Origin of the sequence: Roseinatronobacter sp. S2 (assembly GCF_029581395.1) — a bacterium.
In the GTDB taxonomy this organism is placed as follows: domain Bacteria; phylum Pseudomonadota; class Alphaproteobacteria; order Rhodobacterales; family Rhodobacteraceae; genus Roseinatronobacter.
In genome coordinates, this window is sequence record NZ_CP121113.1 from 921,226 (window position 1) to 937,617 (window position 16,392).

The 16,392-nt window shown below is 59.7% G+C and carries 11 protein-coding genes; 10 read left to right on the top strand and 1 reads right to left on the bottom strand.

Annotated elements, in window-relative coordinates; translation table 11 throughout:
• Nucleotides 1–13: 13 nt before the first annotated feature.
• Genes P8S53_RS04305 through P8S53_RS04330 form a run of 6 tightly spaced genes read left to right on the top strand, consistent with a single transcriptional unit; the run spans nt 14 to nt 6,403 of the window.
• Nucleotides 14–1,366 carry an alpha-glucosidase/alpha-galactosidase gene (locus P8S53_RS04305; protein WP_277805932.1) on the top strand — a complete coding sequence of 451 codons (1,353 nt, stop codon included), beginning with the start codon at nt 14–16 and terminating at the stop codon, nt 1,364–1,366.
• A gap of 52 nt (nt 1,367–1,418) precedes the next feature.
• A complete protein-coding gene (locus tag P8S53_RS04310) occupies nt 1,419–2,183 on the top strand; it encodes an SDR family NAD(P)-dependent oxidoreductase (RefSeq protein WP_277805933.1) in 765 nt (254 codons plus the stop codon).
• On the top strand, nt 2,180–3,091 hold the full coding sequence (locus P8S53_RS04315) for a 2-dehydro-3-deoxygalactonokinase (RefSeq protein WP_277805934.1): 912 nt from the start codon (nt 2,180–2,182) through the stop codon (nt 3,089–3,091). The genes P8S53_RS04310 and P8S53_RS04315 overlap by 4 nt, the downstream gene beginning before the upstream one ends.
• The gene (locus tag P8S53_RS04320) at nt 3,079–3,675 is read left to right on the top strand and encodes a 2-dehydro-3-deoxy-6-phosphogalactonate aldolase (RefSeq protein WP_277805935.1); all 597 of its coding nucleotides are present in this window, start codon (nt 3,079–3,081) and stop codon (nt 3,673–3,675) included. Before P8S53_RS04315 ends, P8S53_RS04320 begins: the two co-directional genes overlap by 13 nt.
• Nucleotides 3,672–4,508, top strand: coding sequence for an SMP-30/gluconolactonase/LRE family protein (locus P8S53_RS04325; protein ID WP_277805936.1), 837 nt, complete (start codon nt 3,672–3,674; stop codon nt 4,506–4,508). Before P8S53_RS04320 ends, P8S53_RS04325 begins: the two co-directional genes overlap by 4 nt.
• Complete coding sequence (locus tag P8S53_RS04330) at nt 4,508–6,403, top strand: beta-galactosidase (protein ID WP_306417876.1); 1,896 nt, start codon at nt 4,508–4,510, stop codon at nt 6,401–6,403. The genes P8S53_RS04325 and P8S53_RS04330 overlap by 1 nt, the downstream gene beginning before the upstream one ends.
• On the opposite strand, the gene uvrB is transcribed toward P8S53_RS04330, so the two are convergent.
• Nucleotides 6,404–8,584 (bottom strand): excinuclease ABC subunit UvrB, encoded by a 2,181-nt coding sequence (gene uvrB, locus P8S53_RS04335; RefSeq protein ID WP_306417830.1) that lies wholly within the window; start codon nt 8,582–8,584, stop codon nt 6,404–6,406. It lies immediately after the preceding gene.
• A gap of 118 nt (nt 8,585–8,702) precedes the next feature.
• Between uvrB and P8S53_RS04340 the strand changes: the two genes are divergently transcribed.
• The 4 genes from P8S53_RS04340 (at nt 8,703) to P8S53_RS04355 (ending at nt 16,288) form a co-directional block, all read left to right on the top strand.
• Entirely contained in the window at nt 8,703–10,514 is a 1,812-nt protein-coding gene (locus tag P8S53_RS04340) for a Na/Pi cotransporter family protein (protein WP_277805938.1), read from the top strand.
• Nucleotides 10,515–10,571: 57 nt separating this feature from the next.
• Nucleotides 10,572–10,850, top strand: coding sequence for a hypothetical protein (locus P8S53_RS04345; protein ID WP_277805939.1), 279 nt, complete (start codon nt 10,572–10,574; stop codon nt 10,848–10,850).
• A 54-nt stretch (nt 10,851–10,904) separates the two neighbouring features.
• Complete coding sequence (gene argE / locus P8S53_RS04350; RefSeq protein ID WP_277805940.1) at nt 10,905–12,086, top strand: acetylornithine deacetylase; 1,182 nt, start codon at nt 10,905–10,907, stop codon at nt 12,084–12,086.
• A gap of 155 nt (nt 12,087–12,241) precedes the next feature.
• Nucleotides 12,242–16,288, top strand: coding sequence for a PAS domain S-box protein (locus P8S53_RS04355; RefSeq protein WP_277805941.1), 4,047 nt, complete (start codon nt 12,242–12,244; stop codon nt 16,286–16,288).
• Nucleotides 16,289–16,392 lie beyond the last annotated feature (104 nt).

Consider the following 16,392-nt stretch of genomic DNA (forward strand, 5'->3'; position numbering starts at 1 on the left):
GGGGAGCTGTCAAATGACCAAAATTGCCTTTATCGGGGCGGGATCGACCGTCTTTATGAAGAACCTGATCGGGGACGCGTTGCTGCGCCCCGCATTGGCAAGTGCCGAGATTGCGCTGATGGATATCGATCAAGCGCGACTGGACGAATCCGCGCTGGTGGCGCGCAAACTTGTGGCCTCGCTCGGTGCGGGCGCGCGTGTCAGCGCCACGACCGACCGGCGCGCGGCACTGGATGGTGCGGATTTCGTGATCGTGGCTTTCCAGATCGGCGGCTATAAGCCCTGCACTGTGACCGATTTTGAAATTCCCAAAGCTTACGGCTTGCGCCAGACCATTGCCGACACGCTTGGGGTGGGGGGCATTATGCGGGGCCTTCGCACGGTGCCGCACCTGTGGGCCATCGCGCAGGATATGCGCGCCCTGTGCCCCGATGCGCTGCTCTTGAACTACGTCAACCCCATGGCGATCAACACATGGGCGCTGACTGCGCGCTATCCCGACATCAAACAAGTGGGCCTGTGCCATTCGGTGCAAGGCACAGCGTTTGAGCTGGCGCGCGACCTTCGGCTGGATGTGGCCGACCTGCGTTACCGCGCGGCGGGCATCAACCACATGGCGTTCTACCTGTCGCTGGACGTGCGCGACGGCAGCGGCTGGCGCGACCTGTATCCGGCCTTACGCGACGGCTATGCCGCAGACCGCATCCCGCTTGAGTCGCACTGGAACCCGCGCTGCCCGAACCTTGTCAGATATGAGGTGATGAAGCATTTCGGGTATTTCGTCACCGAATCTTCTGAACATTTCGCGGAATATGTGCCGTGGTTCATCAAATCCCATCGCCCCGACCTGATCGCGCAGTTCCGCATTCCGCTGGATGAATATCCCACACGCTGCGAAGAACAGATCGCGGCATGGGGCGCGCAGGCGCAGGCGCTGAAATCTGCGGACAGCATTCCGCATCAGCCGTCCAACGAATACGCAGCCACGATCATGGACTCCATCGTCACCGGCACGCCATCGGTGATTTACGGCAATGTTGCCAATGCAGGGTTTATCCCGCAACTGCCCGCAGGCGCCGCGGTCGAGGTGCCCACACTGGTGGATGCCAACGGATTGCAGCCCACAGTGGTTGAAGACCTGCCGCCACATCTGATAGCGCTGATGCGGACAAACCTGAATGTGCAGGAACTGACCGTGCAGGCGCTGCTGCGAGAGGACCGCGATCATATCTACCACGCCGCCCAGCTTGATCCGCATACTGCGTCCGAGCTGGACCTGCGCCAGATCCGCGCGCTGGTCGATGAATTGCTGGCCGCCCATGGCGACTGGCTGCCCGACTGGTGCCGGCTAACGAAAGCGGCCTGAGTTTCATCTTGCCACAAATACTCACTTTTCCTTCCCCAACCCGGAGCATCCGATGACAGCTATCTATCCCGACCTGAAGGGCACTTCGGTTTTCATCACCGGGGGCGGTTCCGGCATCGGGGCCGGGCTGACCGAAGCGTTCCTGAAGCAAGGGGCGCGCGTGGCTTTCGTCCAGCGCTCTGACGCGACAGAATTTTGCGATGCGATGGAGGGCGCGACCGGAAACCGCCCGTTATTCATCGCGTGCGATATCACTGACCGCGCGGCACTTGTCGCGGCGACGCAACAGGCCGCTGCGGCGCATGGCCCTGTCGGTGTTCTGGTCAATAACGCGGCCAATGACCAGCGCCACAGCCTTGCCGATGTCACTGATGATTTCATGGACTGGGCCTTGGCCATCAACTTCAAATCCTATGTCTATGCCTGTCAGGCGGTGATGCCGGCCATGCAGGAAATGGGGCAGGGGGCGATCATCAACATCACCTCGATCAGCTATATCATGGGACAGGCGGGATACCCGCTTTACACCAGTGCTAATTCGGCGCTGAACGGGCTGACACGCAGTCTGGCGCGGGAATTCGGGCCTGACCGTATCCGTGTCAACGCCTTGGCCCCCGGTTGGGTGATGACGCCCAAACAGCTGGAAAAATGGGTCACACCCGAAGGGCTGGATGCGCATCTGGCGCGCCAATGCCTGCCCGACACGCTGTCACCTGACGATATTGCAGGCGGGGTGTTGTTTCTGGCGTCAAATGCCAGTCGTGCCATGACGGGGCAATCCCTGGTCATCGATGGTGGCGTGGTGGTGACAGGATGACTGACATCAACTGGATTGCAGCCGACTGGGGCACCTCGCATCTGCGGGTCTGGGGGATGGACGGTGATCATGTGCTCCGGTCCGCAGACTCAGATCAGGGCATGGCCCGGTTGCAACGCGCTGAATTTGAACCCGCACTTCTGGCGCTGGTGGCGGATTGGTTGCCAGACGGGCAGGTCACACCCGTTATCGGCTGCGGTATGCTGGGCAGTCGCCAAGGCTGGGTCGAGGCCCCCTATCATGCCGTGCCGTGCCGCCCCTTGGGCGATAATCTGGTCGCTGCGCCAACGCGCGATCTGCGGCTGTCGGTTCATGTGGTTCCGGGGTTGAAACAGCTTTCGCCCGCAGATGTCATGCGCGGCGAGGAAACGCAGATCGCCGGATTTCTTGCGCAAAACCCCGGCTGGGACGGGGTGATCTGCCTGCCGGGAACGCACAGCAAATGGGTGCACCTAAGCGCGGGAGAAGTCGTCAGCTTCCAGACCTTCCTGACAGGAGAGATGTTTGCGCTTTTGTCCGAGCATTCGATTTTGCGCCATACCGTTGCGGGCTGGGATGACGATGGTTTCGTGCAAGGCGTTGATCAGGGGATGGAGCGGCCGGAACGTCTGTTGGCGCGGCTGTTTGCGCTGCGCGCAGAGGCCCTGTTGCACGGGCAGGATGCTGCCGTGGCCCGCGCGCGGTTGTCAGGCCTGCTGATCGGGGCGGAACTGGCCAATACCAAGCCCTACTGGCTGGGCCAGCGCGTGGCGGTCATCGGGGCGCATGCTATTGCGCAGCCCTATGCAACGGCACTGGCGCGCCTGTCGGTGCCGGTGACCACCTGTGATGCAACTGAACTGACGCTTGCGGGGCTTGGTGCCGCGCGTGAATTTATACCGCAGAAGGGAACACCATGCGTGAACTGATCGCCATTCTTCGCGGGATCACCCCGCGCGATGCTGTTGCGGTGACCCAAGCGCTGATTGATACAGGTATCACCCGTATCGAAGTGCCGCTGAATTCGCCCGATCCGCTGGAAAGCATTGCCGCGATGGTCGCCACCTTCGGCACACAGGCGCAAATCGGCGCGGGAACTGTTCTAAGCACGCAGCAGGTCGCGCAGGTTGCCGCAACGGGGGCGCGGCTGGTTGTGTCGCCCGATTGCAATGTCGATGTGATTTCAGCCACCCGCCTTGCAGGGATGGACAGCTATCCCGGTGTGTTGACCCCGACAGAAGCTTTTGCTGCCATTCGTGCGGGTGCGACAGGGCTGAAGCTGTTTCCCGCCAGTCTGGTTGGCCCACAGGGACTGCATGCCATGCGCGCTGTGCTGGGGGATGTGCCCGTCTATGCCGTGGGGGGCGTCGGGCCTGCGAATTTCAGGGACTGGCTGGCGGCAGGGGCCACAGGGTTCGGCCTTGGGACCGCACTTTACACGCCCGGCATGACGGCCACACAGGTCGGCGCGCGCGCGCGCGATATCGTCACGGCATGGAAGGACGCCCAATGACCCCGATCAACGACATTCGCTGCACCTTGGGCGAAGGGCCGCTTTGGCACCCCGAACGCGCGGAATTCTTCTGGTTTGATATTCTCGGGGGCAAGCTGCACAGCCTGAACCGATCATGGACATTTGACGAATATGTCTCCGCCGCTGGCTGGGTGGATCGCAATACGCTGCTGGTTGCCTCTGAAACGCGGCTGTTCGTGTTTGATCTGGAAACGGGCGGACAGCGCGACCTGTGCCCGCTAGAGGCCGACAACAGGATAACACGGTCAAATGACGGGCGCGCGGACCCCCAAGGCGGTTTCTGGATCGGCACCATGGGCAAACACGCGGAACACGGGGCGGGCGCGATCTGGCGTTGGTATCGGGGTGAATTGCGCAAGCTGTTCGGGGATATCAGCATTCCAAATGCAATCTGCTTTGCGCCGGACGGGCGGTCTGCGTGTTTTACCGATACGCCCACACGCCGGATCATGCGGGTGGGGCTGGACGCGCAGGGCTGGCCTGCGGGCACGCCCGAATGCTGGCTGGATCTGAACGCGGACGGGTATAACCCCGATGGGGCCGTATTTGATGCAGCGGGAAATTTCTGGCTGGCGCAATGGGGGGCAGGGCGTGTTGCATGCTACGGGCCGGATGGCGCGTTCCTGCGGGCAGTGTCGTTTCCTGCGTCGCACACATCCTGCCCTGCATTTGGCGGGCCTGATCTGACAGACCTGTATTGCACAACCGCCCGCGAAGGACATGCCACCCCCGCGCCATTGGACGGGGCCACGTTTTGTGTGCCGGATGTGGGCAAGGGCCTGCAAGAACATCGTGTGGTGCTGGACGCATGATGAAACGCGGCCTTGGCGTTTGCTATTACCCCGAACACTGGCGTGAGGATATCTGGCCTGATGACGCGCGCCGTATGGCGGCGGCCGGTCTGACATGGGTGCGCATTGGCGAATTCGCATGGTCAAGGCTGGAGCCGGAACCCGGCGTGCTGGAATTTGACTGGCTGGACCGCGCTATCGACATTCTGGGGCAGGCCGGTCTGAAGGTGGTTCTGGGCACGCCCACGGCCACGCCACCCCGCTGGATGCTGGCGCGCCATCCCGATATGCTGGCGGTGGATGCCCACGGCCGCCCGCGCAACTTCGGGTCGCGGCGCCATTATTGTTTCAACCATCAGGGGTATCTGGGGGAATGCAAACGCATCGTCACGGCGCTGGCCGAACGCTATGGCAAGAACCCCCATGTTGCTGCATGGCAGACCGATAATGAATATGGCTGCCACGATACAACCCTAAGCTATTCTGGCGCGGCAAAAGCGGCGTTTCGGGACTGGCTGGGGCAGAAATACCAAAGCCCGCAGGCATTGAACCAAGCATGGGGCAATATCTTCTGGTCGATGGACTACGCCAGTTTCGATGAAATTGATCTGCCCAATCTGACGGTGACGGAACCCAACCCCGCACATGTCATGGATTTCCGGCGCTTTAGCAGTGATCAGGTGGTGGCGTTCAACCGCGCGCAAACCGATATTCTGCGCCGCCACAGCGCGGCCCCCATTGCGCATAACTACATGGGCCGCGTGACCGAATTTGACCATTTCGCTGTTGGCGCTGATCTGGATATTGCCAGTTGGGACAGCTACCCCATAGGCTTTCTGTCCGACAGGCTGGAAGCCACGCCCGCGCATAAGGCCGCGTTCCTGCGTCAGGGTGATCCTGATTTTCAGGCGTTTCACCATGATCTGTATCGCGCCGTTGGCCGTGGCCGCTGGTGGGTGATGGAGCAACAACCCGGTCCGGTAAACTGGGCACCCTACAACCCCGCGCCCCTGCCCGGCATGGTGCGCCTGTGGACATGGGAAGCATTTGCCCATGGGGCAGAGGCCGTGTGTTATTTCCGCTGGCGTCAGGCCCCGTTTGCGCAAGAACAGATGCATGCCGGTCTGTTGCGTCCTGACAGCGCCCCCGCACCGGGGCTGGCGGAGGCTGCGCAGGTCGCACAGGAACTGCGCGATATGCCAGATGCGGCGTGCGGCAAGGGCGATGTGGCGCTGATCTTTGACTATGCCAGTGCTTGGGCGTGGGATATCCAACCCCAAGGCGCGGATTTCGATTATTTCAGGCTGGTTTTCGCATGGTATCGCGCGCTGCGGCGCTTGGGGTTGAATGTCGATATTCTGCCTGCCGATGCAGATGATCTGTCAGACTGGAAGCTGGTTCTGGCGCCGGGGCTATTCACCCTGTCCGACACGTTGCGCGCGGCCCTGCCAAATTGTGGCGGCACGGTCGTGTTCGGCCCGCGCGCAAATGCCAAGACGGCGAATTTCGCCATTCCCGTGCCGCTGCCGCCTGCGTTGCCGGGGCTGGATATGCGTGTTGCGCGCGTTGAAAGCCTGCCGCCGGGGGCCGGAATTGCGCTGGAAGGTGGCGGGACATTCATTCATTGGGCCGAGGAGGTAGAGGGTGCAGCCACCGTTGCCTTGCGCCGCGCCGACGGGATGGCGGCCTTGGTGGGCACTGGCCCCCTGCGCTATCTGGCCGGTTGGCCCGATGATGATACCTTGCGCGCCATCCTGCGCCATTTATGCGCAGGGCAAGGAATTGAAACGCTGGATCTGCCGGATGCACTGCGCACGCGGCAGGCAGGCGCGCAGCGCTTCTGGTTCAATCACGGCACAACGCCGCTGTCGTGGAATGGCCGCACCATACCGCCCGCGGGCGTGATATGGGAATGATCACCGGCCCCGCCGCTTTTTCACGCCGCCGCGCTGCCCCGGACGACCGGCGGTAGACCGGCCCTTGACGGCGGCATCTTCGACGGCTTGCTGAACTTCGGACTGGCGCGCAAGCGGGTCATCGGCAATGGCCAGTTCCACCGCTTCCAGCCGCTTGACTTCATCGCGCAGGCGGGCGGCTTCTTCGAATTCAAGGTTCTCGGCGGCTTTGCGCATATCGGTGCGCAGCCCTTCCAGATGCGCCGCAAGGTTTGCGCCGGGTTTCACTTTATCAATCTGGGCGGTCACACGCGCCAAGTCTGTATCGCCCTGCCACATGCCTGCCAGCACATCTTCAACATTCTTGCGCACGGTCTGGGGCGTGATGCCGTGCTTTTCGTTATAGGCCACCTGCTTTTCGCGGCGACGATCCGTTTCCGCAAGCGCGCGTTCCATCGACCCTGTGATGCGGTCGGCATACATGATCACGCGCCCGTCGGCATTGCGCGCAGCCCGCCCGATAGTCTGCACCAGTGACGTTTCGGACCGCAAGAACCCTTCCTTGTCGGCGTCCAGAATGGCGACCAGCCCGCATTCGGGAATATCCAGCCCCTCGCGCAGCAGGTTGATGCCGATCAGCACATCAAACGCACCCAGCCGCAAATCGCGCAGGATTTCGATCCGTTCGATCGTGTCGATGTCGGAATGCATGTAGCGCACGCGAATGCCCTGCTCGTGCAGGTATTCGGTCAGATCTTCGGCCATGCGCTTGGTCAGCACCGTCACCAGAACCCGCAGATCGCGCAGCGCCACTTTGCGGATTTCATCCAGCAGGTCATCCACCTGCATATGCACAGGGCGGATTTCCACCTGTGGATCAATCAACCCTGTGGGGCGGATCACCTGTTCGGTGAAAACACCGCCGGTCTGTTCCAGTTCCCATTTTGACGGTGTCGCGGACACAAACACCGATTGCGGGCGCATGGCGTCCCATTCTTCAAATTTCAGCGGGCGGTTATCCATGCAGGACGGCAGGCGGAAGCCGTGTTCGGCCAGCGTAAACTTGCGCCTGTAGTCACCCCGGTACATGCCGCCGATCTGCGGCACCGACACATGCGATTCATCTGCGAACACGATGGCGTTGTCGGGGATGAATTCAAACAATGTGGGCGGTGGTTCACCCGGTGCGCGGCCTGTCAGGTAGCGCGAATAGTTTTCAATCCCGTTGCAAACGCCGGTGGCTTCCAGCATTTCCAGATCAAATTTCGTGCGCTGTTCCAGCCGCTGCGCTTCCAGTAGCTTGCCCTCGGCTGTTAGCTGGTCCAGGCGTTGTTGCAATTCATGTTTGATGCCCTTGACCGCCTGCTGCATGGTGGGGCGCGGGGTCACATAGTGGCTGTTGGCATAAATCCTGATCTGTTCAAAACTGTTGGTCTTTGCCCCTGTCAAAGGGTCGAATTCAGTAATTCCTTCCAGTTCGTCCCCGAAAAACGACAGTTTCCAGGCGCGATCTTCAAGGTGGGCAGGCCAGATTTCGATGACATCGCCGCGCACACGGAATGACCCGCGCTGAAAGGCCGCGTCGTTGCGGCGGTATTGCTGCGCGACCAGTTCGGCCATGATCAGGCGTGAGTCATATGCCTCTCCCGCTTTCAGATCCTGTGTCATTGCCGAATAGGTTTCGACGGACCCGATGCCATAAATGCACGATACAGACGCCACGATGATAACATCATCACGTTCCAGAAGCGCGCGGGTGGCCGAGTGGCGCATCCGGTCAATCTGTTCGTTTATCTGGCTTTCTTTCTCGATATAGGTGTCGGACCGCGCGACATAGGCTTCGGGTTGGTAATAGTCATAGTAGCTGACGAAATATTCCACTGCATTGTCGGGAAAGAAGCCCTTGAATTCGCCATATAGCTGGGCGGCAAGCGTTTTGTTTGGCGCCAGAATGATGGCCGGACGCTGCGTTTCTTCAATGATCTTGGCCATCGTATAGGTCTTGCCGGTGCCGGTTGCCCCCAGAAGCACCTGATTCTGCTCGCCCGAATTTACGCCTTCGACCAGCTCCGCAATCGCGGTGGGCTGGTCGCCAGCAGGCAGGAACGGGCTGGCCATGCGAAAGCGTCTGCCGCCTTCCATCTTGGGGCGGGTCAGGACATCGGGGCGGGTGGCGGGTTGGTTCAGGTTATTGTGGGGCATGGGACCATATGTTTCCTGTCTGTCCCATACTTGGCCTTTTGGCCCCGTCATTCAAGACGCATTCGCGCCCTTATGGCCAATAGACCGCAAGCGTGGGCCTGCTATAGTCCGTGCCAAGATGAAAACCCTTATCCAGCAGCATTCCACAGCCCTGCGCCTTGCCCTGATTCTGGGGCTGTTGATGCTGGCTTTCGCAGTGAGCACGGATTTCCAGCGCATTGCCGCCGGTGTGGCCGTGTTTTTGCTGGGCATGATGATGCTGGAGGACGGGTTCAAGGCATTGGCCGGCAGTGTGCTGGAACGGCTGCTGGCGCGCGCGACGGGCACATTGCCCCGCGCCATGGGGTTTGGCGTCGCGGCCACGGCCATTACGCAATCCAGTTCGCTTGTGTCGGTGATTTCAATTTCCTTCCTAAGCGCGGGGCTGATTACGCTACAGGCTGGAATTGGCATCATATTCGGGGCAAATCTGGGAACAACGACAGGGGCGTGGCTGATTGCGGGGGTGGGGGTCAAGGTTGATATTGCGGCCTATGCGCTGCCCTTGCTGGCCCTTGGGACCGTGCTGATGTTCCAGCGCAATCCCCGCAGTCACGGGGCAGGGCAGGTGCTGACGGGCATCGGGCTGTTGTTTCTGGGCATTGCCTTTATCAAGGACGGGTTCGACGCGTTCAGCGCCGGTTTTGACCTGACGCGCCTTGCGCTGGCGGGTGTTGTCGGGCTGGCGGTCTATACTGGCCTTGGGGCCTTGGCCACGGTTGTCATGCAGTCCAGCCATGCCACCATGCTGCTTGTCATCACGGCGCTGGCCACCGGGCAGATCGGCTACGATAACGCGCTGGCCGTGGCCATTGGCGCAAATATCGGCACCACAGTCACGGCCCTGATTGGCGCAGGGTCGGCCAATTTTCAGGGCAAGCGGCTGGCACTGGCGCATTTGATATTCAACACCATGACGGCCTTTGTCGCGCTGGTGCTGATTGTGCCGTTGCGGTTCGCGGTGGATGGCATCAGCGATGCGCTGGGCATTGGCGCAGATGATTTTGCCCTGCGTCTGGCGGTATTTCACACGCTGTTCAATGTTCTGGGGATCGGGCTGATGATTCCCCTGATCCCACGGCTGATAAAGCTGTTGGAACGCCGTATTGCCACCCCGTCGCCCAGCATCAGCCGCCCGCATTTCATTGCTGCGCAGCTGGGGGATTTTCCCGCGCCGATTGTGGCGGCCCTGCAAAATGAACTATGGCACCTGTATCGCAATGCCGCCGCGCTGATCTGCGAAGGGCTGAACATGCGGCTGGACGATCTGCGCGCGTCGCGCGATGTGGCTACCACAGTGTCGCGCAGCCGCGAGGTGATAGGCGTCGATTTCGACAGCAGGTATCACGACAAGGTCAAATCGCTGCATGCGGCCATTCTGGATTTCACGGCCAGCAAGGGCAGTCTGGCCCTGCCCAAGGATGCGCAGGCACGTTTGCAGGAATTGCGCGACGGGGCGAATGCGCTGGTGCGCGCGGTCAAGGCCGCCAAGCATATGCGCGCGAATGTGCAGCGGTTCACGCAGGGCGAACATGGTGCAATCACCAGTCTTTATGACGGGCTGCGCAGTGAAATCGGGGAATTGTTCGCGGAAATCGCGCAGTTGGAAGCCCTGCCTGACGATCAGCGCAGTGTGCTGACGCTGCTGGAAGATCGCGCGGTTCTGGCCCAGACCTACGCCACCCATGCACAGCGCGCCGAACGGTTGTTGCAGGCCCGCCAGATTTCGGCAGGCAATGCGGCTTCGTTCCTGAATGACGCGCGCTACACAGAGGAATTGCTGTTGTCCATTCTGGAGGCGGCGCAGGCTTATTTCCGCGAACCCGACAGCGCCCTTGCCGAGATAGAGCGCATTCTGGAAAATCCCGAAGACAAGGCAGGAATGTCATGAAACAATCGCGATTGTGGTGTAATGTGTCCCTGCTACCGCTGCGTGAAAAGGTGCCCTATGTCCACGGATGATCTGGTCAAGAAACTGGGTGCGGTCTTTTCCCATTTCGGCAAGGGCAAGGACCAGAAAATCAAGCCCGCCGATGTGCAAAAGATCATTGCCAAATTGCGCATGCGCCGCGACGAATTGCAAAAGGAAGCGAACGCCGCCACCGGCACGCAGAAAGCCGCGCGCCTGAACCAGAAGCTGGCCAGTGCAGAACAGTTGCTGGCCCGTGCTGAATGGCTTCTGGCGGAAATCCAGCCGGATGCGACCAATCCCCCCGCAGTGGATTGACCGCCCGACCCTTGCCCGATAGCCATGTATCTGGCAGGCAGTAGGGCGCGCGATATGATCAAGGCGGAAACGACAGACCGGTTGACCCGTTGCAAGGAAATTCTGGCCGATCTGGTGGCGTTCCCGTCTGTTTCGGCGGATGGCAACCGCGCAGTGACCGACTATCTGGCGCGGCTTTTGCAAGCGGCGGGCGCGAGGGTCGAGATCATGCCGGATGCGACAGGCTTGCAGGCCAATCTTTTTGCCACCATCGGCCCCGATGCGGATGACGGTGTTATCCTGTCCGGTCATACGGATGTGGTGCCTGTCGTTGACCAGCCATGGACATTTGATCCGTTTACCATGACCGAAGCGGACGGGCGGCTATACGGGCGCGGCACCTGCGACATGAAAGGATTTGTTGCAGCTTGCGCCACGATGGCCGGTGAATTCGCGCAGCGCGATCTGAAGCGCCCTGTGCATTTTGCCTTCACCCATGACGAAGAAACAGGCTGTTTTGGTGCGCAGCGCCTGACTGCGCAATTGCAGGCCCGCGGGTTTCGTGCGCAAGCCGCCATCATCGGCGAGCCATCCTTGATGCAGGTCATCGACGGGCATAAGGGGTGTTATGAATACACCACCCATGTCATCGGTCTTGAAGGGCACGGATCAAGCCCTGATCTGGGCGTGAATGCGGTGGAATATGCCGCACATCTTGCCCTGAAACTGGCCTGTTTGCGTGAAGATCTGAAGGCGCGCGCCCCTGCGGGTTGCCCGTTCGACCCACCGCACAGCACCCTGAACATTGGGGCATTGCGCGGCGGGCAGGTGCACAACATCATTGCGGGAACCGCGCGCATTGACTGGGAAATGCGGCCCATCGACCCCGATGATGCCTATTTCGTCAAGGCGGAATTGGCGGAATTCGCAGACGGGTTGCGCAGCCGGATGCAGGCAGTGCACCCCGATGCGGATATCAGAACCGACATTGTCGCCGAGGTTGTGGCCCTGATACCCGAAACCATAAACCCCGCCCGCACGCTGGCAATGGCGCTGACCGGTGCGAATGGCGCAGGGCTGGTGCCCTTTGGCACCGAAGCGGGCCTGTTTCAGACCATCGGTATTGCATCGGTGATTTGCGGGCCGGGGTCGATTGCGCAGGCGCATAAGCCCGACGAATATATCGAGATTGCACAACTTGGCCGCTGTCTGGACATGCTGCACAGGTTGGGCGAATCCCTCGAACACACCCGGTAGAATTAAGACCTATTTTCGTCTGAAACCGCAAAAACAGTCAATCAACGAAGGTCTGTTAACCCATTGGTGGGGGAATTCGTTAATATTGGGTCGCAAGCTTCAATTGACTGAACGCGTTTGGACAGCAACACTCGGTTATGACTGACGAACACAGAATGCGAGCATTTACTGGTAAGCCCGCCAAGGCGCGCAGTTTGGAACGGCTGGCGATTGACCTGTTGAATCGGCTTGCGCGGGTCAGCACATCGCAGGCGGACACGGCGACAAATGCAGTTCTTGCCGAATTGGGGGGCGCGGCCGGACTGGACAGAACCTACCTGTTCTGGATGCGTGACGGGGCGTTCTGGACGTGCACCCATGAATGGGTCGCGCCCGGTATCGTGCCAATGAAGGACGAACTGCAATATGTGCCGCATGAAATTATTGCGCAATGGTATGACTGTTTTCTGAAAGACGAGTCGGTCTATGTCGCCCGCGTCGACGATCTGCCCGATGACCGTGCCGGTGAACGCGAAACCTTGCAGATGCAGGGTGTCGTTTCGCTATTGGTGGTTCCGGTCGTCGAAAACGGTTTGCCGGTGGCGTTCGTTGGGTATGACGCGGTGAACGGCCCGCGTGATTTCAGCGAAGATGACATGTTCTTGCTGCGCGCGGTTGCGAACGGAATTGGCGCGCTGAACCTGCGGCTGAAGGCAGAACAGGCCTTGCGCGAAAGCCGCGACCAGTTGGCCGCCACGCTGGCTGCGATGCCGGATCTGATTATAGAGGTGGATCGCAAAGGGATCATTCGCACGGTGCATCCATCCACGGATCAGGTCGAGATTATGCCACCTGAAAAGCTCTTGGGCCGGTCACTGATTGATTCCCTTCCGCCGGATGTCGCCCAGATTGCAGCCCAGCTGATGAAGGCTGTTGATGAAGGCAAAGTCACCGCGCCGCGCAGGTATCCACTGCCCGTCCGCGATCAGGAAAGGTGGTTCGAGGCCCGCGCGGTGCAGTGGCAGAACATGGCCGGCGGGTATGTGTTCATCATTCGTGACATAACCAGTGAACAGCACGCCGCCCGCCGCGAGGAAATTCGGACAAAGCAGCTACAGCAGATATTCGACTCCTCGCCGATCGGAATTGCGCAAAGCGATCTGTATAGCGGGCTGTTTCTGGATGCCAATCCAGCGTTCTTACGCGATTCCGGGTATGAACGTGCGCATTTCCGAAAAATGAATATGGCCCAGATCACCACGCCGGACAGTATGCAGGACGCGCTGCATCAACTTGATGTGGTTTTGAAAACCGGCCGCTATGGCCCCATAGACCAACGGTATTTCCGTGCCGACGGGTCGGTTGCGCACATAAAACTTAGCGGGGTTCTGGCGACAGATACTGCGGAGCGCCCGGCGATCTGGCATTTTGTCGATGACCAGACCGACCGCCGCGCCCATGAGGCGGAAATTGAACAACGCAAACAGGAAGCCGAAGCCGCACGGCAACGCCTGACCGCCGCAGTTGAAGCGCTGGTGGATGGATTCGCGATTTACGACCCGGATGACAGGCTTGTGCTGTGCAATCAGACCTACAGGGATCATTTTCCGAAGTCAGGAAAGTTGCTGAAAACGGGCATGCCGTATGAAGAGATCATACGCCTGCGCCTGAAACATCGCGAATACAAGAACTTGGCCGAGAAAGACGAAGCCTGGCTTGTCCAGAGACTGGCGCAACGTCATCGCACAATATTTGAAGCTGAAGAAGAAATGTCTGACGGGCGCTGGATGCGCATTCATGAGAAGGGCACGCCGGACGGGGGGCGGGTGACCCTGCGCCTTGATGTGACAGAACTGCGCAAGGCCCAGCAACGGCTGGAGCTGGTCATCGAAGGTGCGCGCGTGGGCACCTGGGAATGGGATCTTGAAACCCGCGTCACCCTTGTCAACAAGGTGTGGGGTGAAATGCTGGGTCGCAAATTCGACGACGCCATGCTGGGCATAGAACAATTCAGACGACTTGTTCACCCCGATGACAGGTCTGGTGTGGACGCGGATTTCAACGCAATTCTGTCCGGGGATGCAAACCGGCTGGACAAGAAAATGCGCCTTCAGCATGCCAATGGTGATTGGATGTGGGTTCATCTGCGGGGGAATGTTGTTCGGCAGGCGTCAGACGGGCACGCGTTACAGATGTCAGGCATTGCGCTGGATGTGACTGAGCAAGTGGAACGTGAACAGGCCATTCTGTCGGCCCGCGATGCACTGGAACACGCCCTGAGTGCGCGCGATATGGCTGAAAAGCGCCTGATCGACATTACCGAAAGCAGTTCGGACTGGTTTTGGGAACAAGATGCGGGGCAGCGTTTTACCTATGTGTCTGGCGGGTATTTACGCACAGTCGGCGAATCCCCCAGCCATATCGGCAAGACCCGCGCCGAATTGAATGCAGATAATCCCGATCCCAAAATTCAGGCGGATCTGGCCGCGCTGTCTGCCACCATGAGTGCCCAAACGCCCTTCAGCAATTTCGTCTACTGGATACGCAAGACATCTGGCGAAAAGGTATGGCTGCGCGCCAGTGGCATGCCGTTTTATGATGGCAACGGGGTTTTTCAGGGGTATCGCGGTGTTGGGTCCGATATCACGCCGCTGATTGCCGCACAGGAACAGGCCCATGCGGCAGAACAGGCGGCCCTTGCCGCAAGGGCGCAGCTTTATTCCGCGGTCGAGGCGCTTCAGGACGGGTTTGTCCTGTTTGACGCGCAAGACCGGCTTGTTCTGGCCAATTCGCGTTTTCGTGAAATCTATTCATTGACCGCCCATGCCATGAAAGAGGGTGCGAAGTTCAAGGATCTGCTGCGCGTATCCCTTGCGGCAGGTGAAATTGCCGACGCCCTTGGATGCGAGGAAGACTGGCTGCAACAAAGGATGGCTTATGACCGCACCACGGAACGGGTTTATGAACAGCGGCTGACATGCGGGAAAATTTTGCGCATTTGTGATATGCCGACACGCGACGGGGGCCATGTAAGCCTGCATACCGACGTGACCGAACTGCACATGGCAAGAGAGTCCGCAGAAGCTGCCAACCGTGCAAAATCGACATTTCTTGCGAATATGAGCCATGAAATCCGCACCCCGATGAATGGCATTCTGGGCATGGCAGAATTGCTGTCCGATACCGAACTGACGCGACAGCAAGCCCATATGCTGGACACAATCCGCACGTCCGGTGATGCGCTATTGACGATCCTGAACGACATTCTGGACCTTGCCCGTATTGAGGTGGGCAAGCTGGCGCTTGATCCGGTGCCCTTCGTACCGGAAAATCTGCTACACCGCATGCAATCGCTACATGGTGTGAATGCCTATGCCAAGGGATTGAAAATAATTCTGGATCTTGGGCCGGGACTGGACAAGGCCCGTATAGGGGATGAACACCGGCTGGGGCAAATTCTGGGTAATATTCTGGGCAACGCAGTCAAGTTCACCGAAAAAGGGTCCATACAACTGGTGGCGCGCGTTGGCACCGATCAGGACATAGTGTGCTCGATCACCGATACGGGCATCGGGATGACCAAGGACCAGCTGGCCCGCGTATTTGACGAATTTGAACAGGCCGACAATTCGGTAACGCGCCGGTTCGGTGGCTCCGGTCTGGGGCTGTCCATCGTGCGCAAGCTGGTGCAGATCATGAATGGCCAGATCGAGATTGCCAGCGCAGCGGGGCAGGGCACGCGTATTGATCTGCGCCTGCCATTACCTTTGGCCGGTGACACGGTCAGGGTGCCCGAAGTTGCGCCAGTGACCGCGCCTGCACTGCCAACAGGCTTGCGGGTGTTGGTTGCCGAAGACAACAAGACCAATGCAACCATCCTTAGATCGATGCTTCGCAAGGTCGGTGTTCAGGCGGATTTCAGTGAAAACGGGAAGGAAGCCTGTGATAACTGGCAAGCGGGAAAATACGACATTTTGCTGCTGGACATTTCAATGCCGGTGATGGACGGGTTTGATGCGCTGACCTGCATTCGGGAACGTGCATTGCAGCAAGGCGCCGCCCCGCCGCTTGCCATCGCAGCCACAGCCAACATCATGCAAGACCAGATCAAGACCTATTACGACAAAGGGTTTGTTGCCGTTCTAGGCAAGCCCTACAAGATTGCAGAACTGACCCGCGCGCTGGCGCAGGCCTTGCAGCATCAGGGCCGCAAGGCGCACTGACACAGCTTTGCCGCGCAGTTGCGGGGAAATCACCGTGGCCTGCATTGCAAGCCAGAGCACAAGGCGCTAACAGGGCTGCGGTTTTCATCTACAGGCGGAGCACA